This is a genomic window from Actinomyces oris (assembly GCF_001553935.1).
GTDB lineage: Bacteria > Actinomycetota > Actinomycetes > Actinomycetales > Actinomycetaceae > Actinomyces > Actinomyces oris_A.
Genome location: NZ_CP014232.1, coordinates 1,066,829 through 1,086,527 on the forward strand (window position 1 = coordinate 1,066,829; position 19,699 = coordinate 1,086,527).

Below are 19,699 nucleotides of genomic sequence, written 5' to 3' on the forward strand. Positions count from 1 at the left end.
ACACCACAGCCACCGCCGCTCACAACCCACCCCCAAAACCACCAGCACCAGCAGGACCACCCGGGCCACCAGGGCCATCCTGGCCGTCGGGGTCACCGGAGGTGTCTGTGCTTGTGCTGTTGGGTATGGCTCCTTGGTCGATGAGGAACTGGGTGGCGGCCCCGCCCCAGGCAGCCATGAGATCCACGCCCAGGTACCTGGGCGTGGACTGCGCCAGCCCCACCAGATAGGGCACAGCCTTCTGCACACTCAACCGATCCGCACTGATCTGGCCACCAAAGCTCAACGGCGGAACGAACCCCAGCACCTCGTCAGCCCCAGGCACCCCCAGACGCTCAATCCCCTCCACAGCCAAAGGCCGACCCGTCACCTCATCCTCATCCAGGTCCTCAGTCGGGCTGGTGAAGGTAGTGCAGCCGCTGCGCTCCCTGACCACCGGATCAGTCATCTTCTGCGCCTCAGAGGCATTGGGGTAGATGGCCCCGTCAATGACGTCGACCTTCAGCGCAGGCCCGGAGATCTCCCCCCACAGACGCATGGTGCCCAGGGTCGTGCGTGCCACGCAGTGCCAGCGCTGAGGAGGGAAAGGCAGCTCGATCCCCTCCAGCCAGGCGTCCACCACCGGCGCCCACTGAACCGGATCGGTGATCCAGGAGCGGCCCTGCCCAAAACCATCAAACCCGAAACGCCTCCAGATATACAAAACAGACTCAGGAAACACACCCCCAAACCGCTCAAAGTACTCCTCCGGCACCACCCGACCCACACCCAAAGGAGGCATGCCCTGATAGTCAAGCAGATCCTCCTGAATCTGCTGCTCAATCCACTCCGGACCCCACTCAAGATCCTCATCCCTCACAAAACCAACAGAATTACCCTGGCCACCAAGCCCATTGAGACCATCCTGGCCACGGAGGTCGCCAGAGGCGTCTGTGCTGTTGGGTATGGTTTCTTGGTCGGCGAAAAACTGGGTGGCCGCCCCAGCCCAGAAAGTGATGAGATCGACCCCCAGGTACCTGGGCGTGGACTGCGCCAGCCCCACCAGGTAAGGCACAGCCTTGTGCACACTCAACCGATCCGCGCTGACCTGGTCGCCGGAATTCAACGGCGGCACGAACCCGAACACCTCGTCAGCCCCAGGCACCCCCAGACGCTCAATCCCCTCCACAACCAAAGGCCGACCCGTCACCCCATCCATTCCATGATCCATAAGCGGACGGGTGAAAATATTACAGCCCATGCTCTGCCTGAGAACCGAATCAGCCATGTCCCTAGAAGCCAACGAGTCCGGGCAGATCTCCCCGGAGATGACGTCAACATGCAGTGCGGGGCCGGAAATCTCACCCCACAGAAGCATGCACCCCAGGGTGGTACGTGCTACGCAGTGCCAGCGCTGAGGCGGGAACGGCAGCTCAACACCCTCCAACCAGGCCTCCACCACCGGAGCCCACTCAACCGGATCCGTGATCCACGATCTCCCCTGCCCAAAACCATCAAACCCGAAACGCCTCCAGATATACAAAACCGACTCAGGAAACACACCCCCAAACCGCTCAAAGTATTCCTCCGGCATCACCCGACCCACACCCAAAGGAGGCATGTTATGAAAGTCGAGTAACTCCTCCTGGATCTGCTGCTCGATCCACTCCGGACCCCACTCAAAATCGTCATCTTTAGCAAAACCAACAGCACCATCCTGGCCACCAAGCCCAGTGGAACCACCATGGCCACCAGGACTTCCAAGGTCTTCGAGGTCGCCGGGGGTGTTGGGAGTGCTTGCACCACCGGACGTGTCTGTGTTTGTGCTGTTGGCAGGTATGGCTCCTTGGTCGATGAGGAACTGCGTGGCCGCCCCGCCCCAGGCAGCCATGAGATCGACCCCCAGGTACCTGGGTGTGGACTGCGCCAGGCCCAGCAGGTAGGGCACAGCCTTCTGCACACTCAACCGATCGGCGCTCACCTGGCCACCAAAGCTCAACGCAGGCACAAACCCCAGCACCTCGTCAGCCCCAGGCACCCCCAGACGCTCAATCCCCTCCACAGCCAAAGACCGACCCGTCACCTCATCCTCATCAAAATCAACGAGCGGATCGGTGAAGGTGATGCAGCCGCTACGCTCCCTGACCACCGGATCCGTCATATCCTCAGCAGCAGAGGCGTTGGGATAGATGGCCCCGTCGATGACGTCGACCTTCAGTGCCGGCCCGGAGATCTCACCCCACAGACGCATGGTGCCCAAGGCAGTGCGCGTCAGGCAGTGCCAGCGCTGAGCCGGGAAGGGCAGCTCGATCCCCTCCAGCCAGGCATCCACCACCGGGGCCCACTCAACCGGATCCGTGATCCACGAGCGCCCCTGCCCAAAACCATCAAACCCGAAACGCCTCCAGATATACAAAACCGACTCAGGAAACACACCCCCAAACCGCTCAAAGTACCCCTCCGGCACCACCCGACCCACACCCAAAGGAGGCATCGGATCCACCGACTCAATCATGTCCTCCCGGATACGCTCCTCGATCCACTCCGGACCCCACTCAAGATCCTCATCCCTCACAAAACCGGAAAGTTCCGCACGTTGCCCCGACGAGGAAATGGAAGGTACTTCAACATCATCGTATGCCACAAAGGCATCGGGGAAACTACTCTGTGCGTCATCGTGCCCCACGGTATTCTCTCCCATTCCTGGCAAACCAAACACTGAAAGGTCCATCCGGAATGCAGAGCCCGGGACACCCTCTCCCACATTACTCGGATCAGCCTCACTGTCAGCTCCAGCAGCACCAGGGTCAATGTCAGAATCATTACTCTTGTGGCCATCGACACCCAGCAGGGAAGAGTAGTCGATAATGCTAGACGGAGTCGACTTGGACGTGGGCTCACTCGGAACAGAGGTATGGGATAGGCGACCCGGATCTTCATATAGTCGCTCATCGCCATCAGGCGATACGGATTGTGGAGACAAAACCCGATACGGTGACGAGGCGCTTTGAGCTACGCGAGTTCGCTTCGGATAGATTCGTGGAGGCTGCGAATCCATCTCATAGGCGCCGTCGTTATGTGAAAATTCGGGACCACCTTCACCTTCGTCAATATTCGACACTCGCGAGTTGAACGGACTGTCCCCCTCAAGCTCTGCCACGAACGGAGATTGACGTGAGTAAGCGACCGAATCGACAGAGCCACCGATCTCTGACACCAACGAATTCTCACTCGTTGAAGCACCTTCCTCTGGCTGCAGGGCTGGAGGCTCAACATCTCCCGCCACTGTCAGATCTGAGGCGAACAGCTCATTATACTCTTGGACAACCAACGTTTCATCAAGTAGCGTCACTGCGCCGAAGGCGTCGACAGAAATGTACTGCGTTCCGTTCTCGTCGACGGCCGCTACAGTGACGCTGCTCCCCTTCTTTGCGGCAATCGACGCAACGAGACGCAGAAGCTCTTCACGTGCTTGGAATACGCTCCCGGCATTGACACGCTGTTCTCCCCCTTCACCGGAAAGTTGGCCACTTCCGTCGGGATTCACCGTGATCGTAATCATGAGGACTCACCTTTCACCGCACCGCGCTAGTCACTCCAACCCTAACGCATTTCAGAGGGGGATTGCCGCGGCAAGAAAACGCAGATCGCCTTCCAACCTCATTATTATTCTTCCCGAACCGACCGCTGCATACGCGCACTGATTTTTTTTACTTGTCTTGGTCTGCATCATCAGACACCTCAGGACCCTTTGACGCCACGATCTTTACAAACGGAGCCATCCCTAAAACTCCAACTCCTCCAACCAGAAACCGCGGCCAGTCTCCAGCCGCTCTCCCCACAACATACGTAGCAAGTAGGTAGACAACCAAATAGGCCAGCAACCATCGGAAGCACCGAGATGCAGGTTGGTGAGATGTCAGTAGAGTTGCATAGAAATCAATTTTGCTTCTGAAAGAACTCATTGCATACATTCACTGTTCTCACTGACCAACCAGCGCTTTGGCCACCTTACCGCTGCTCATCACAAGCATTATCAAGAGCACTGGCGCCAAAAGGAACGTCGCATAATTCTGAACGATCCACCCACTCAGAGAATCGTCAGGCTCACCGACATTAATCGCATTTACCACAGGTAGGTACGAATAGATTTTAGTCGCCAGCATTAATGTGGCAGCTTGCATCGAGACGGCGGCATACTTTTGAAGGTATCCGATACCCATCGACTTCGTGTCCGGGTGCCCCAGGAACGCAATCGGCAATGATGCGAATGCGGTCATAATGTATAGCTCAATAAAGCGCAGCACCACCATGAGCTTAACAACTAGGACGGCAGCCATTGCGACAATGAATGGAATAATGAGCAGCATCACCATTCCCGCCTTGTCCATCATCTCTGCATTGGACACTTTATCGGAAATGTCAGGAAGCTGCGGTAACGACTTTTGAGCCGCTTCTATATTTTTAGCGACACTCTGAACGACCTGATTAATTGCATCAAGAAACATCATGGCGTTCTGGGCAGCCCACACAAGGAGCACTGACTTAAACATCGTGGCCGCAATAATTTTAACGCCGAGCTGCTGGTCCGCTTCGATTCGGCTGGCATTCCTCGCCAACTCTAGCACCAGTAGCATCGAAATGATCACAGACGCTACCGGCTTGATGCCTGTGTTGTGCAATGACGTGACAACATTGTATGTTTCATTGCTGTACTCCGATAGCGTCTGTTTAAGTCCTGTTGCCTCACTTGTGTCGAACTCAAACAGCTTTTTAAACATGTAGATTATCATGTCATCCATGGAAACTCTACCTCAACTTCATTTCGACGAACCTGACTTCCATTTGCATTATTGACTAATGACCCCACACCACAACCAACAACAGAGCCAGTACAGTGAGCACCTGCAGTGCGGCAAGCGCCGCAACAACACCATAGGGTGCTGGTTTAGCTGCCCAACCCGTATGCTTATGCCCATTCTCGACTGGCGGGTGAGTGGGCTGAGGCCGATCCCTAGGAGCCGACGGGGTTAAAGGAGTTCCTGGAGGGGGAGATGAACTCCATGTCGCAGGAAGGTTACGCACATCATGAGAATCCATCCGTCTTTGCGGCTCAGTTGGCTCCGGAGATCGCACACTCTGACTCAGTCGCTCACCGGCACTGACCCAATCCGAGATGCCAGATCGCGATGGAACACCGCTACCGCCTTGGAGAGTAGTGCTATCTGGGGAAAACGGTGCTTGACCCACGTGGGCAGTATGACTCTCGGAGGCCTGAGAAATTTCAGGCGATCGCAGATGGGAGAAGTTGGCCGAGGAATCCGAGTCCTGTGACAAGCTGCGGGGTGGTTCACCTGTGCGAGACCGATGCTCTTGACGTCGGCGATACTCACTCTGAACATCAATGGGCACCGTCTGAGGATCAGAGTCCCCAGTTGTCACCTGCCGGTTCGCCGTCTTACGTGACGGCGCAGATCCGTACGGCGTGCGACTCATCGCTTGGGACGGACCAGGCCCGGTGTGTGCTGCCTGCGTCGAGGTCGGCGCTATCCGGCCTGGCCCCATCACACCCGGACCTGACACGGCTGGCTCCACCCGGCCTGGCCCCATCACACCCGGACCCGACAGGGCCGGCTCCACGCGACCAGGCCCCATCACACCCGGACCCGACAGGCCCGGCTCCACGCGACCAGGCCCCATCACACCCGGACCCGACACACCCGAACCCGTCGCAGCCGCCTCTACCCGGCCAGGTCCCGATACACCCGGACCCGGCCCGGCCGGACCCACGCGACCAGGCCCCATCACACCCGGACCCGTCGCAGGCGGTGAGAACGACGTTGGTGCTGCGTCTCCGGACTGGCTGCCACCGCCACGCATTTTCGCTTTGAGACCCGGAAAGCGTCGCTTTCGTTTCTGCACCGGCTCCACAGCATCCGGCTGAGGCGGAACATCCAGCGACCTAGGATCCTCGACAGCCAAACCGGCTAACGCCCAGTCGCTGAGCGCGCGGTAGGAGTTGGGGTGGCTGACGAGCTCGTCGAGAACATCTCGATCCCGATGCTCACTGTCCGCCGCAATAGTCCACAACTGCTGCGGAGTAAGATCGCTGTTGAGTCTCATAGTGAATGTCCTGTTCCGACTTCAGAGCTTGGGCTCTTCCAAGCCCGTTACTTTTCCATCACCCGATAGGGGGAGCTCGGCTACCCACAAGCGAGTTCCTGACGACACCACTTCACTGCCATTGCCATGAGGAATGTGTACCGTATAGGTGACCATCACTCCCAGCTTCATGGTCTTGCCGTCATGCGAAGTGACGCTGGCATCGCCAGTGGAGTCTACGGTGACACGCGCTTTATCGACGCTGCCGTATAATTTCTCCCAAGCAGACTCCTGCTTCGCGACGTCATCAGAAAACTCACTTGACAATCGCTTGAACCGCTCTTGTTCCGTCTCCGACTGTGACCACTGGGCTGCAGCCTTCACGGCTCTCACTGCGCGCTCCTTCTGAGCGGACGTCGGCCGAAACTCTGAGGCATAGCCATCCACCTGAGACGGTAAGGATGTCGCAGAATGCGACGGGATTGCCTCCGATGACGGCACTGGGGATGTCGCAGCCGAGCTTGCCTTCGCCTCAGACTCACCTCGATGGGATGCCGACCATACGATTACCCCAGCGAAGGCACCAACCAGCGACAACGACACCGCAATGATTGTTGCCACAAGACGCTTCTGTCGCCGATCCATGATGAATCACCTTCTCAGTACCAGTGAGGATCCCGCTGCTGCCACAGCGTCCACGCCGCACACGGAGAGCCATAGTCAGGTCTCTCTTTAATATACTTCAATCCCCATCTGATCTGGGTTTGAGGGTTAGTGGCCCAGTCGGCACCCTCGGACGCCATCTTCTCTCCGGGTAGAGACTGTGGGATACCATAGGCGTCAGACGTCGGGTTGTCCGCAGTGTAGTTCCATCCCGACTCGTGGTTCCACAGCTCTACCAGACAGGCGAACTGCTTATCATCCCAGCCATAGGCTTTCATTTGCGTCTTGGCGTACGCCTGAGCGTCACCAGCGCTTGTACCAGCCGCCGCATACTGTGCATTATCGACCGTCGTCACACCGTTCTCAGTCTTAACCTTTAATTTGGAGTGAGGGTTGTGCTTGATGACCGCCTGCCCGGACGACACCAGTTGCTTCACCATATCAGGTGTGTAGTTCTCCAGAAAGTATTCCGCATCTCCATAGTTCTCCGTCACCATACTGCCGTCGGCACCGACCTGAGCCACGTAGGCGACGTGTCCGAAACTTGCGTTCCAGCGTCCCCCCTGAGCGCCGGGCTGGAAGGAAATAATGTCACCTGGAGTAGGTTTACTCACTTTTTCCCAACCTGGCAGAGCAGAGTCATTTCCCCACTGATATCCATGACCCCCAGCAGGAGTCGTATTGGCATTCACATACTTCCACGGTTTTTTTGTCACGCCTTCATCGCGATTGACTCGCCAGATCGCAAAGTCTGTACAGTTTCCATAGAAGTATCCTGTATCCGGGTTGGCTGACGACGAACCCATCCCCTTGTATGGATAGTCATCGCCCATACCAGCCGCAACAACTCCTGCCGCGCCCCCCTTTGACTTCTGCTCCTCCTCATAGCCTCCGAGCCATGAAGGAAGAAAGGACAGAACGATGGCTACCACGACAATGACGGCGATGATGGGTAACATGAAAATGAGCAAAGCACTCACTTTCACGGCTATGATTGCGACGATCCTTGCAATCAGATGTGCGACCGCTCGCGACGCCGCTGCCGCAGCCCTGTTGGCAGCCCTTGCGGCAACCTTGCCATTAACCTTGGCAATCTTGTTCCTGGCCGCTTTGGCCGAGTTCTTGAGTCCAGCCTTTCGAACCCGCGACGTAAGCCGTGCTGCCTTCTGGACCTGCTTCGATGTGATCCGAGCGACTCTCGGAGTAACTTCGATGGACTTCTTTACGGCACGTTTTCCAATGCGATAACTAGTAAGCGCAGTCCTCGGCGTTTTAGCTGCCGCGCTCATCATTTTCTGCTTGGCGATCTTTCCGCCAACATCCGCCATTGACGCATCGCTACCGAATGGAGAGGTAACACTATCAACCTGATCAAAGGCCTTCTTGGCTACGATCGAGGTCTTGGTCGCAATCCTGGTACCATTACGTATAGAACTACGAACTTCGTCGCTGAACTTCTTAGGGGCGTGTTTAGAGGAAGGCTTTTTTACGTCCTTCTTCTGAGGGGTTTCCTTCTTCTTACTGCCTGAAGCCTTGCCATCGCCTCCGCTACCGGGAGCACCATCCTTGGGGGTCTTCCCTGTGCCTCCATCGATGGAGGTGGCCCTGGCCTCCCTCGGCGCCGACGTGAGAGCACTAGAACCACGGGACTCAACATTGACGCTTGAGAACTTGTCTTCCGTCAGTGACTGAGCGTCTCGATTACGAAGGTCGACTCGAACGTTAGCCATGACCTACACTCCTTCACCGAACTTAGTTGTGTACAGCTGGTACAACTTGGAGCTTGTTGGCATCCTCGAATCGAAAGGCACCATCGCCGGCCCCATTTTCAAGAGCCCACACCCTGGTGGGATGTTCTGGAAATAGGAGCGGTGCTTATCAGACCAGTTGAAGAGCTCCTGCAGAGTCTGGGCATCCGTAGGGGTCTGGTTCAGGAGCACAAGAATGTCCGAGTTGGCGAGCATCAGACGAGCACGCTCACTGATGAGCAGCTCTTCAATGTTCTGCGTCAGGCCGGTCGGCAAAAGGCCGTACTTACGGGCACGCTTGTAGATCATCTGACAGTACGCGCCAGCGTAGTCGTTACTGAAAAGAAGGTGGAACTCATCCAGGTACAGCCAGGTCCGCTTGCCCTTGGCGCGGTTGACCTGAGCCTGTGCCCAAATCTGCTCCAGCACCACGAGCATACCGAACGTCTTCATGTCGGATCCGAGCTTAGAGATGTCATAGATCATCGCACGGTTCGACGTGTCCACATTCGTCTGCTGCGAGAAGCCCGAGAACGATCCCGCCGCATAAAGCTCAAGAGCAGTTGCAACCGCCCTGGCCTCCTCCTCAGGCTGGCGCCGCAGTTCGTCGAACAGGTTGAACAGAGTTGGCGGAGCCATTCTCTTGTCCTGGAAAAACTGCCCGTATATACGCGTCACACAGCGGTCAATGATTGAGCGCTGAGGCGCACTCAGCCCATTAACTCCTCCAATAAGCACTTCACAGAGAGAAAGGATGAACTCCGCCTTCAGCTTGACGGGACTCCCATCATCCGCCGGCGCGTCTCTGTCGATATGCAGTGGATTGATGCATGCTCGTGATCCTGCGCTGATCTCGACAGTCGTGGCTCCGATGGCCTGCCCGAGGGGCGCATACTCATGCTCAGCGTCAACAATAATAAGATCGTCGTTAGGACGTCCAAGGAAGACCTGCATGATCTCGCCTTTTCCGAACTGCGACTTTCCTGCACCACTCGTACCGAGAATGAAGGAGTTTCCATTCATCGTGGATGTGCGTGATCCCACCACAAGGTTCTGACTAATTGCGTTCACCCCGTAGAAGAGGCCGCCCTTGTGCAGCAGCTCCTGCGTTGTAAACGGAACGATCACAGCCACTGCCGCCGTTGTCAGAGTTCGGTAAATCGGTAGACGAGACACGCCGAGCGGAAGAACGGCATTCAAACCATCCTCCTGCATCCACTTCAACGTCTCAAAGGGGCATGAGTGCTTACGTCCAGCGACCCGCACTTTTTCAACGGCCTCCGCAAGCGCGTCCTTCGTCGCACCAGCGACCCCTACGACAATGGTGGTCGTGAACAACTTCTCGTTACTCGACTCGAGCTGATCACGCAGATCGACTGCCTCTTGATGCGAAGCCACCAGCTCGTGAGGAATCGACTCCTCACCATTTCCTTGCTTCCGGGCCTTTCGCAGCTCGTTGGAGCGCTGCATGTCCATTTCCGCGATCTGCCGCTTGACCAGATCCAGACCTTCTGCGTGATCGAGAGGCCGGAAATGCACCGAGATCGCCAGCTCCGAGTTGATCTCAGAGAGCTCCTTCATGAGACGATCAGAGAGCCACGAGGGCAGGTCGCGCAGACACAGTACCTGGTAGTACGAGTCCTTCTCACCAGTGAAACAGATCGAGTTCCCGTCACCTGAGAAATCGATTGCCCACGGCGAGACGATATCCTTCGTGGTGAGGTTGGTTCCGATCAGGTCGGTATACTCGAAACGAAACGGCTCTCCCGGCCTCAGAATGTCATGCAGAATCCGGATCCGGTCTTCACCAGAGACTCTTTCTGCACGACACCCACCAACAGCTCGCAGCTGCGCGATCGCATCTGATGATATCTGAGCCAGCTTGTTGGTGGCGTGCTCAAAATCATCGGCTTCAACCGTGATGGTGACATACTTTTCCGTCACAGTGTTGTTGCGGCCGGATGCCAGCCTCGCGTTAATCAGGTCATTGTATTCCCACCGATAGGCATCCAGCCCATCACCGCGAGGAGCGAACTCGACACTCTGCGCCAGCTCAGCTTTATTAAGCTGACGATTCATAACCGTCAACTGAATGCTCTGCCCAGCATCAAAGGAGTTGACGAACTGTGCATACGACTCCACCAAGGAGGCTTGCTCTTCTTCCGGAGCCAGCTGATAGTCGATATCCGCCAGCTTCAGCGTCACGGAGTACTGGTTCCCCCCAAGCGAGCACACGCCGTTCTCGACCATCGCCTCATACTGGATGACAGCCTGAGCGGTGTTCCTTTTACGGCGAGGAACATCATTCTTCTCGCGGCGCTTTTTACTCTGCTTGCGAGCCTTCCGATCAGGCTTACTGCCATCCTCCGCATTCGAGTTCTCGGATGACTCGCTGCTTTGGCGCTTTCGAGTTGCGAACAGCATTAGCTGACCTTTCTGCGGCTATTTCTGTCGACAACACCGAGTCCTGCGCATACAGTCGCTTCTGGGGGTCCCACTTGTACCTCCAGAAATAACGCGCATACTTCTCAAAAGGCAGACCTTTTGGCCTCACCCAACCGACCGCCACAAAAGGCATGGTCAGAAGTGCGGCCATCCAGGATCCCAGATCGGACTGCCCCGCCCAGAAGCACAGGGCATATGTTCCGCCGACAACAATAATTCCTATTGCTGAGCACGCCATTTGTCGCCATGACATGCCCATCATAACTTTCGCTTGGTAGGCAGTGATCTCCCGATATACCTTGATTTCAAGCGCCATTGTATTTTGACGCTACAGGGCGATATTCGAGAAGAGCTGCGCCGCAGCCACAATCAGGCCGCCACCAACAGCCTGCCAAACACCAGACTGAATCTGCGGACCCTGGTGGTCACGCAGGCCTCCCGCCAGCGTGATAACCCCCCAAACGGTCCACAAGCCACCTCCAATGGTCGCGAACTTCACGAAAAGCTGGAGGGCCTGACTCATCATATCCATGGGATGCTCCTATATATCCATGATGAAAGGGGTAGGGATGTTCTCGTGGACGCATTCGTCCGATGTCCCGTCTAAACGAACTACTGGCACATGTATGCCGGCCCGTTATCTGACGGCGATGAGATTGTTGCAGACCTGAGACATCGTGTCCACCGAATCCAGGGGTAGAGGTATCCACCTCTAAATCCGCGCTCACCATTGCGCATCCTCAATATTCTGCTATGTGGTAGGAACGCGTCCACGTACTTGACACGGTGTACCATAAGGCGTGCTTGCGCTCCGCTCCAACGGATCGTTAGAATCTCGGCTGTGATGACTTCTCTGCCGCAGGCCCGCGCGATGATGGTGCGCACCCTTGGCGAGGGTCGAATGTGCATGCGCTGACAGCGCCAGCCGTCGCTGTCTGATCACGTAACGGTGAGAGTCCGAGCCGTCCAACACCGGCTCGTTGCACTCCGCGGAGGCACTACCGCCCCGTGTTCATCCCTCCAGCAACCCGCCACCTCGGCCGGCCCGCCGCTGGCCACCCCTGAGCTCGACGCCACAGCTGCGCCTTGCGCTCGCGCGTCACCCCCGCCAGGGCACCCGAGAGGACCCCTTGCCATGCATACCCGCCTCACCTCCGTCTCCAGCTCCGCCGACTCCGCATGTCCGGCCCGCCCTGACCTTGAGGCCCCCCACGCGCTCACCGCCTCCTCCCCCGCGGCCGCCCTCACCTCGGCGGACCGCTCCGCCTTCTTCACCGCCCCCGCCGTTGACCCGGCCGTCTTCGACGCGGTCCCCGACCGCCGCGGCACGGCCAGCCTCAAGTGGGACTCCGCCGTCAAGCGCGGCCGCCCCGAGGACGTCCTGCCCCTGTGGGTGGCGGACATGGACCATGCCACCGCACCGGCGGTCATCAGCGCCCTGCTGTGGCGCACCCGCCACGGCATCTTCGGCTACTCCGAGCCCGACGACGCCTACAACGCCGCCCTGACCGGCTGGTTCTCCCGCCGCTACGGCTGGCAGGTGGAGGCCGAGTGGAACACCGTGACCCCCGGCGTCGTTCCGGCCCTGGCCCTGGCGGTACGGGCCCTGACCGCGCCGGGCGAGGCGGTCCTCATCGAGGAGCCCGTCTACTACCCCTTCCGCGACGTCGTCGAGGTCAACGAGCGCACCGTGGCCGCCGTCCCCCTCGTGCGTGACGCCGACGGCGTCTACCGCCGCGACCTGGACGCCCTGGAGGCGACCATTGAGGCGACCGGCGCGCGCCTGCTGCTCCTGTGCAATCCGCACAACCCGGTCGGCCGGGTCTGGAGCCGCGAGGAGCTCGCCGCACTGGAGGAGGTCACGGCCCGCCATGGCGTCGTCGTCGTGGCCGATGAGATTCACGCGGACCTGGCCCTGCCGGGTTTCACGACGACGCCCTTCGCCTCCCTGAGCGAGGCGGCCGCCGCCCACACGATCACCTGCACCTCGCCGTCGAAGTCCTTCAACCTCGCCGGTCTACAGGTCGCCAACATCCTCATCTCCGATGCCCGCCTGCGCAGGACCTTCCGCCGCGAGCTGGCCACCACCGGCTACTCCCAGCCCAATACCCTGGGCCTGACGGCCTGCCGGGCCGCCTACGAGAGCGGGGACGCCTGGCTCAATGCCCTGCGCGAGCACATCTCGGCCGCCCGCGCCCATGTCGAGGCGCGCCTGGAGCGGATCGAGGGGATCGAGGCCGTCCCCTGCGAGGGCACCTACCTGCTGTGGCTGGACTGCTCGGGATTCCTGAAGGCTGCCGGGCTCGAGCCCGAGCAGCTCGACGAGGTCATGCTCAACGAGGCCGGGCTCTGGCTCGACGACGGCCGGATCTTCGGGGCCGGTGGCGAGGGCTTCACCCGCATCAACGTCGCCTGCCCCCGCGCCACCCTCGATGCCGCCCTGGACCGGTTGGAGGCGGCCGTGGTCGCCGTGACCGCCCGCTCCACCACCCTGTCCGCCTGAACCGGCTCGCCCGGGCCGCACCGAACAGGCAGGCCCGCCGGCGTCCGGTCACCGGTCACCGACTGCGCCGCCGTCGCCCGTCAGTCATCATGTCTTCCCGCCGCCCCCGCCCATGAGGAGAAACCACTCATGACCAGTCCATCCGCACCCCAGCCCACCGCTCAGACCGAGTGTTCCCAGCCGCCGGCCGCCCGCACCTTCCCCGTCCACCACCACCCGACGTCGTCGGTCCCGGACCCACAGCTCCGCCTGGAGACGCTGCTGGTGCGCTCGGGCACCGGGACCGACCCGGCCACGGGGGCGATCACGACGCCGATCCACCTGTCGACCGCCTACGGCCACCCGGGCCTGGGCGAGTCGACGGGCTACGACTACACGCGCACGGCCAGCCCCACCCGCGACGTCCTGCAGGACGCCCTGGCCCGCCTGGAGGGCGGGACGGCGGCCTTCGCCCTGTCCTCGGGGATGGCGGCCCTGGAGCTGGTGACCCGTACACTGGCGCCGCACGGCAGCCGGATCGTGGCGCTGCGGGACCTGTACGGCGGCTCCTTCCGCTTCCTGGAGGTCCTGGCCGAGGAGGGGGCGGCGCGCGTCGACTTCGTCCTGGGCCTGGAGGGGCTGCGCGGCGCCCTGGCCGACCCGGCCGATCTGGTCATCATCGAGACCCCCACGAACCCGATGATGGAGGAGATCTCCATCCCCGAGGCGGCCGAGCTGGCCCACACCGCCGGGGCGAGGCTGGTCGTGGACAACACCTTCTACACCCCGGTGGTGCAGCGGCCCCTGGAACTGGGGGCCGACGTCGTCGTCCACTCGGGCACGAAGTACCTGGGCGGGCACAACGACGTCATGGCGGGCGTGGCCGTGGTGGCCGACGACGCCCTGGCGGAGCGACTGAACTACCGGCTCAACACGACCGGGGCGACGCTGGGTCCCTTCGACTGCTTTCTGCTGCTGCGCGGGCTGAAGACCCTGGCGCTGCGCATGGAGCGCCACGAGGCCAACGCCACCGCGATCGCGCAGTTCCTGCGCTCGAGCCCCTACGTGACGCGGGTGCTCTATCCGGGGCACTCGGGCATGGTGAGCTTCGATCTGGCCGAGTCTGTGGACGTGGCCCGCTTCCTGGCCTCGGTGCGGGTGTTCACCTTCGCCGAGTCCCTGGGCGGCGTGGAGTCGCTGGTGACGTGCCCGTCGGTGCAGACGCACGCGGACGTGCCCGTCGAGGTGCGCGCCTCCTACGGGCTGACCGACCGGCTCATGCGCCTGAGCGTCGGCATCGAGCACGTCGACGACCTCATCGCGGACCTGGCCCAGGCCTTCGAGGCCGCCACGGTCTGAACGGGCGTGCTGCCCCGTCTGGGGGTGGGGATGACGCCGGGTCGGGCTACCCCGACATCATCCGTCCAGTCAACCGCATGGTCTATTCTTCCTGGAGGCGGGAGAATCGTGGCCATGAAACACCTACAAACATCCTCACCACCCCAGACCACCTCACGACTGACCCTCCTCACCCTGCTCGGTGCGCTCACCGCCTGCAGCATGCTCGGCACGAGCGCCACAGCCGTCGCCACCCCACCCGCGCAAGGAGCCCAGCACGCCGTCGTGCTGGACAACAGCACCAACACCGGCAGTGCCGCCGGTACCTCCCGGCCGACCGGCAGCAACAGCTCCAACAGTTCTTCGAACGGTTCCGGCGGTTCCAGCGGTTCCCATGGATCCAACGGGTCCACGGGGGCCACGATCCCCAAGGGGCTGGAGTCCTTCTACCGTCAGAATCTCACCTGGACCGACTGCCCCGACGGCGCCACCGGCACCGCCTTCAAGTGCGCCACCGTGACCGTGCCCCTGGACTACGACCACCCGCAGGGCAAGACCATCACGGTGGCCCTCAAGAAGCTGCCCTCGACGAGCTCCTCCCCTCGGGGCTCGGTCTTCCTCAACCCCGGAGGCCCCGGGGGAAGCGGTATCTCCCTCATCAATGCCCAGGCCGGGCTCTACACGAGCGGCGGCCTGTCGGGGGTCCTGGAGAACTACGACGTCATCGGCTTCGACCCGCGCGGCATCGGCCAGTCCACCCCCATCACCTGCTGGTCCCCCGACGACGTTCAGGCGATTATGGCCGGGCGGGCCGAGGCGCCCTCCCAGCTGACGCCGGGCAGCGCCGCCGACATCGTTGCGAAGGGATCGCGCGAGGCCACGGCCTGCCAGAAGTACACGGAGGTCCCCGAGATCCTCGACCACATGGACACCCGTTCGGTGGCCCGCGACATGGATGTCATGCGGGCCCTGGTGAAGGACCAGGACCTCAACTTCTTCGGGTACTCCTACGGCACCTACCTGGGGGCCGTGTACACCGAGCTCTTCCCCGACAACGTCGGGCGCGTCGTCCTGGACAGCGCCATGGACCCCACCCTGTCCCGGCAGCAGGCCTTCGAAGGCGATGCGGCGGCCGGGGAGCAGACGCTGCGCACCTATATCGAGTCTCAGCACGGCCAGGCCGGGTTCCCCCTGAGCGGCACAACGGATGAGGCCGTCTCCCGGCTCGCGACCTTCCTCAACGGCCTGGACGCCCATCCGCTGACCGTCTCCGACGGCGGAGACCCCGTGGACCGGGACACGGCCACTACGGCGATCAGAACGCTCGTCGTCGCCTCACCTGACAACTGGCCGCTGCTCACCGAGGGACTGACTCGGGCCATGAACGCCCACGACGGCACCACCCTGATGAAGAATGCTGAGTCCCTCTCGGGTGGTGAGGAGTCTCCTGGGACCGAGGAGCAGACCGTCGAGCTGCTCCAATCCGTGTACGCCTTCTCGGCCAACCGGTGCCTCGACTTCCCAGACACCGGGAACCAGGCGAGCTGGGATGCGGCACTGACCTCCTACCGCCGTGACTACCCGGTCTTCCACCCCCTGCTGCCCCAGCACGACGCCTACTGCCACGGCTGGGGGCACACCAGTAAGACCAAGCCCGTCGATGTCGACGTCGACGCCACGAACCCGGTGCTCGTCATCGGCATCCTGCACGACCCGACCACCCCCTACCCGTGGTCCAAGGCGCTGGTGTCGAGGCTCCGTAACAGTCACCTGCTGAGCGTCGACATGTACGGCCATGGCGCGACCGGCCCCAATTCCTGCACAACCGCGAAGGTGAACGACTACTTCGTCAAGGGAGCGCTTCCCTCCGACGGCGAGGTCTGCGCGGCGAACCCGAAGCCCCAGGCCGGTCAGGAGACTCCGGCCGGAGTTGCACATCCAGCTGGACGTGAGCGTCCGTCCGGCTTTGAGGCCGGCTGACACAGCAGGTCAGCAGCGGCTCAGGTGGCCGCGCCGTCGGAGCCGGGGAGTCCCAGACATGGAAAACACCCCGGCTCCGACTGTTCAGCCGATGACGGGGTGTTGGTGCGCCCGAAGGGATTCGAACCCCCAACCTTCTGATCCGTAGTCAGATGCTCTATCCGTTGAGCTACAGGCGCATGTCGTTGCCGACGGGAAGAACATTACTCAGCGTCCACCCAGGGGACAAATCCAATCCCCGTGAGGATGGGCACAGGGCCGCAGTCCCCGCCGAGGACGGGGCTGCGGCCCTGAGCGCTGTGACGGCAGCGCACCTGCGAACTACTGGGCGCTATCCGACGCTGGCGCTCTGGTTGATAGCGAAGAGCGAGTAACCGAGCATGCTGAGCACAAAGAAGAAGGCGATGCTCAGGACGGCACTGATCACCATCCAGATGAGAGAGGCCTTAGCCCAGTTCCTCTTGCTGGCGGAGTGGCCGCTGCCGAAGACGAGCATGAGCAGCCAGACGAGGTTGACGACGGGGATGGCCATGAGGAACAGCGTCAGCATCCAGCTGCCCACGGAGTCCGCGGTCTCGACCTCCTCGGAGCGGGCTGCTGCCAGGGCTCCGCCTCCTGCCGGCCGATCGAAGGGCGAGCCGGCTGCGGTAGGAACCATGTCGGAGAAGGACGGGGCCTGCCCGGCTGCGGCGTCGGAGGAGGGGGCCGAGCCCCACTGGGGGGCCGAGCTCTGCGACGGGAAGGCTGAGGACGACGGCGCGGACGAGGCGACCGCCTGAGTCGCGTCGGGGACGAAGGCCTCCGTGGCCTGCTCGGTCTCAGCGCGTGCGGTCGCCGTGGGGAAGACCGAGGACATGCCGACCTCGCCGTCCTGACGGCCCCCGCTGAAGGGGTGCGAGTGCTGGGCGGGCTGCTGACCGGGCCACTGCGAGGCCCCCCGACTCGCCTCGCCGCCTGGAGCCGCACCGGCGGCGGAGGCCGAGGAGGTGCCCGGGGCCGAGGGGATCCCGGGGGCGGACTGGGCGAAGGGCGACGACGCGGCTGCGGCGCCGTCGTCGGCGGGTGCCCCACCCCAGGCGGGCTGCGCCGGCGGGTTGTAGGGCGCCGGCTGGGCGGCCCCGCTCTGCTGAGCGAAGGGGCTGGCCTGCGCGTAGGGGTCAGCCGACGCCGCACCGGGCTGAGCAGTACCGAGGCCGCCGCTGCCGGTCGAGTCGGACTGGCCGAACTGGGTCGGCGGGTTGTAGGGCGCCGGTTGGGTGGCCCCGCTCTGCTGAGCGAAGGGGCTGGCCTGAATGTAGGGGTCGGCGGGTGCCGCACCGGGCTGGGCGGCCGCCTGCGCGGCACCTGCGGAGAAGGCGCGCGTCTGCTCCTCAGGGGGCGGCCCAGCGGGCAGGTCGGGCTGTGCTGGGCGCCACGATCCGGCCTGGGCGCCGGGAGCCGCACCAGGGACGGCGCCGGGAGCCTGCCCCGGGGTCTGCTGCTCGGCGCGAGCGGCGTCGAGCATGTCCTGGTTGATGAGGACGGTCCGGGCGTTGAACTCATCGCCCTGGTTGGGGCGGGGCGAGCCGGAGGTCGGCGGCTGGGTTGCGTCGTGGTCAGACATGAGGTCCCTCTCAGTCGAGTACAGCATCACGCTATCCCGGATCTGCGCCGGAAGACACACAGGCACCCCGATCGGCCAGAGGCGAACGCTGCGACCGCAGGGCCGATTCGCGGTCTCGGCCGGCCGTTGGGAGGTCTCCGGGGCCGCCGCGACGGGTGCTCCGGCAACGACGAAGCCCCGGCACGCTGCTGCGCACCGGGGCTATCGCGGTGGCGGAGATGGGGAGATTCGAACTCCCGAGGGGCTTCCACCCCAACCTCCTTAGCAGGGAGGCGCACTAGGCCACTATGCGACATCTCCATCGCCTTCCCACGGCTCCGCCGCGGGACGCACGGGCAGCCTACCGGGAGGATGCCGCGTGAGCAAACCGCCGAAGACACGGTGCGGGCGCTTCAAGACGAGGCAACGAGGCCGCCGGCTGCGTAGGTGTCATGGGGCCCTCGTTCACGACCCGGGGCCTAGGGGTTCCAGGCCTCGCGTGCCGGCACCACGTGGGGCCATCATGTCAGTGATAGGTCTGTGGAAGCGCGTTGCGAGGCGAGGAGGAGCGAGGATGGCGGAGAACGGACAGGCGGATGCGCGGGTCGCAGAGTTCATCACCGATGTGCGTCGGGCCCTGGAGGAGGCGGGCGACCCTGCCCGCGCCGAGCAGCAGCGGGCGTACCTGAAGTCCGAGATGGCGATGTACGGCGTCGGGGTCCCGGACACGCGGCGCCTCGCGCAACGGATCGCCGCCGCCCACAGCGATGTGTGGGCTGAGGCCGCCACCTGGGAGGTGGCGCTGCGGCGCCTGTGGGATGGAGCTGCTCGCCGCGAGGAGCGCTATGCGGCGCTGGCCGTCATCCGCGCCAAGCTCTCCGCGTCGCATGCCGGACGCATGGAGTCTCTGGCGCTCTACGAGCACTTTCTGCGCACGGGGCAGTGGTGGGATCTGGTCGATGAGACCTCCCACGCCGTCGGGCTGGTGGTGCGTGAGCATCCGGCTGCGGTGGCCCGCATGCGTGTGTGGGCCACCGACCCGGATATGTGGGTGCGGCGCAGCGCCATCCTCTGTCAGCTCCAGCACAAGGCCGACACGGACCTCGACCTGCTCACCAATGTCATCGAGGTCAACCAGGAGGACCCGGAGTTCTTCATCCGCAAGGCCATCGGCTGGGCGCTGCGCGACTACGCACGCACGGACGGCGACTGGGTGCGCGCCTTCGTCCAGGCGCATCCGGGCCTGTCCCCACTCAGCCGACGCGAGGCCCTCAAGCGCCTGTGAGGCCGGGGCGACCTCCGGCGGGGCATGCGGCGGGCCGCGCAGTGCTCTGCCGCTCCTCGCCGTCGGGGCACGTGCGAGCGTGCTGCCTCAGCCGC

General features: G+C 62.2%; 12 protein-coding genes and 2 tRNA genes. 4 read left to right on the forward strand and 10 right to left on the reverse strand.

Features of this window, described 5'->3' with window-relative positions:
• Positions 1-19: 19 nt before the first annotated feature.
• From AXE84_RS04525 to AXE84_RS04550, 7 genes are all read right to left on the reverse strand, one after another.
• Entirely contained in the window at positions 20-3,541 is a 3,522-nt protein-coding gene (locus AXE84_RS04525) for a GAD-like domain-containing protein (RefSeq protein WP_081093065.1), read from the reverse strand.
• 421 nt (positions 3,542-3,962) lie between these two features.
• On the reverse strand, positions 3,963-4,760 hold the full coding sequence (locus AXE84_RS04530; RefSeq protein ID WP_167542039.1) for a type IV secretion system protein: 798 nt from the start codon (positions 4,758-4,760) through the stop codon (positions 3,963-3,965).
• 1,363 nt (positions 4,761-6,123) lie between these two features.
• Positions 6,124-6,474, reverse strand: coding sequence for a hypothetical protein (locus AXE84_RS12840; protein WP_150116248.1), 351 nt, complete (start codon positions 6,472-6,474; stop codon positions 6,124-6,126).
• Between the two features lie 266 nt (positions 6,475-6,740).
• Positions 6,741-8,474, reverse strand: coding sequence for a CHAP domain-containing protein (locus tag AXE84_RS13450; protein ID WP_081093066.1), 1,734 nt, complete (start codon positions 8,472-8,474; stop codon positions 6,741-6,743).
• Positions 8,475-8,477: 3 nt separating this feature from the next.
• Positions 8,478-10,916, reverse strand: a complete 2,439-nt coding sequence (locus tag AXE84_RS04545) for a VirB4-like conjugal transfer ATPase, CD1110 family (RefSeq protein ID WP_236750149.1) — start codon at positions 10,914-10,916, stop codon at positions 8,478-8,480.
• Positions 10,846-11,253 (reverse strand): PrgI family protein, encoded by a 408-nt coding sequence (locus AXE84_RS13505; protein ID WP_081093067.1) that lies wholly within the window; start codon positions 11,251-11,253, stop codon positions 10,846-10,848. Before AXE84_RS13505 ends, AXE84_RS04545 begins: the two co-directional genes overlap by 71 nt.
• A 12-nt stretch (positions 11,254-11,265) precedes the next feature.
• On the reverse strand, positions 11,266-11,469 hold the full coding sequence (locus AXE84_RS04550; RefSeq protein ID WP_060957013.1) for a hypothetical protein: 204 nt from the start codon (positions 11,467-11,469) through the stop codon (positions 11,266-11,268).
• 603 nt (positions 11,470-12,072) lie between these two features.
• Here AXE84_RS04550 and AXE84_RS04555 point away from each other — a divergent pair.
• The 3 genes from AXE84_RS04555 (at position 12,073) to AXE84_RS04565 (ending at position 16,737) form a co-directional block, all read left to right on the forward strand.
• Positions 12,073-13,440, forward strand: a complete 1,368-nt coding sequence (locus tag AXE84_RS04555) for a MalY/PatB family protein (RefSeq protein WP_060957014.1) — start codon at positions 12,073-12,075, stop codon at positions 13,438-13,440.
• A gap of 129 nt (positions 13,441-13,569) precedes the next feature.
• Positions 13,570-14,778 carry a PLP-dependent transferase gene (locus AXE84_RS04560; protein WP_060957015.1) on the forward strand — a complete coding sequence of 403 codons (1,209 nt, stop codon included), beginning with the start codon at positions 13,570-13,572 and terminating at the stop codon, positions 14,776-14,778.
• A 114-nt stretch (positions 14,779-14,892) separates the two neighbouring features.
• Positions 14,893-16,737: an alpha/beta hydrolase gene (locus AXE84_RS04565; protein WP_060957016.1), complete on the forward strand. Its 1,845-nt coding sequence runs from the start codon at positions 14,893-14,895 to the stop codon at positions 16,735-16,737.
• Positions 16,738-16,840: 103 nt separating this feature from the next.
• Here AXE84_RS04565 and AXE84_RS04570 read toward each other — a convergent pair.
• From AXE84_RS04570 to AXE84_RS04580, 3 genes are all read right to left on the reverse strand, one after another.
• Positions 16,841-16,916, reverse strand: a tRNA-Arg gene (locus AXE84_RS04570).
• Positions 16,917-17,068: 152 nt separating this feature from the next.
• Positions 17,069-18,340 (reverse strand): hypothetical protein, encoded by a 1,272-nt coding sequence (locus tag AXE84_RS04575; protein WP_236750151.1) that lies wholly within the window; start codon positions 18,338-18,340, stop codon positions 17,069-17,071.
• Between the two features lie 210 nt (positions 18,341-18,550).
• A tRNA-Ser gene (locus AXE84_RS04580) sits at positions 18,551-18,640 on the reverse strand.
• A gap of 253 nt (positions 18,641-18,893) precedes the next feature.
• Here AXE84_RS04580 and AXE84_RS04585 point away from each other — a divergent pair.
• Positions 18,894-19,604, forward strand: coding sequence for a DNA alkylation repair protein (locus AXE84_RS04585; protein WP_060957018.1), 711 nt, complete (start codon positions 18,894-18,896; stop codon positions 19,602-19,604).
• Positions 19,605-19,699 lie beyond the last annotated feature (95 nt).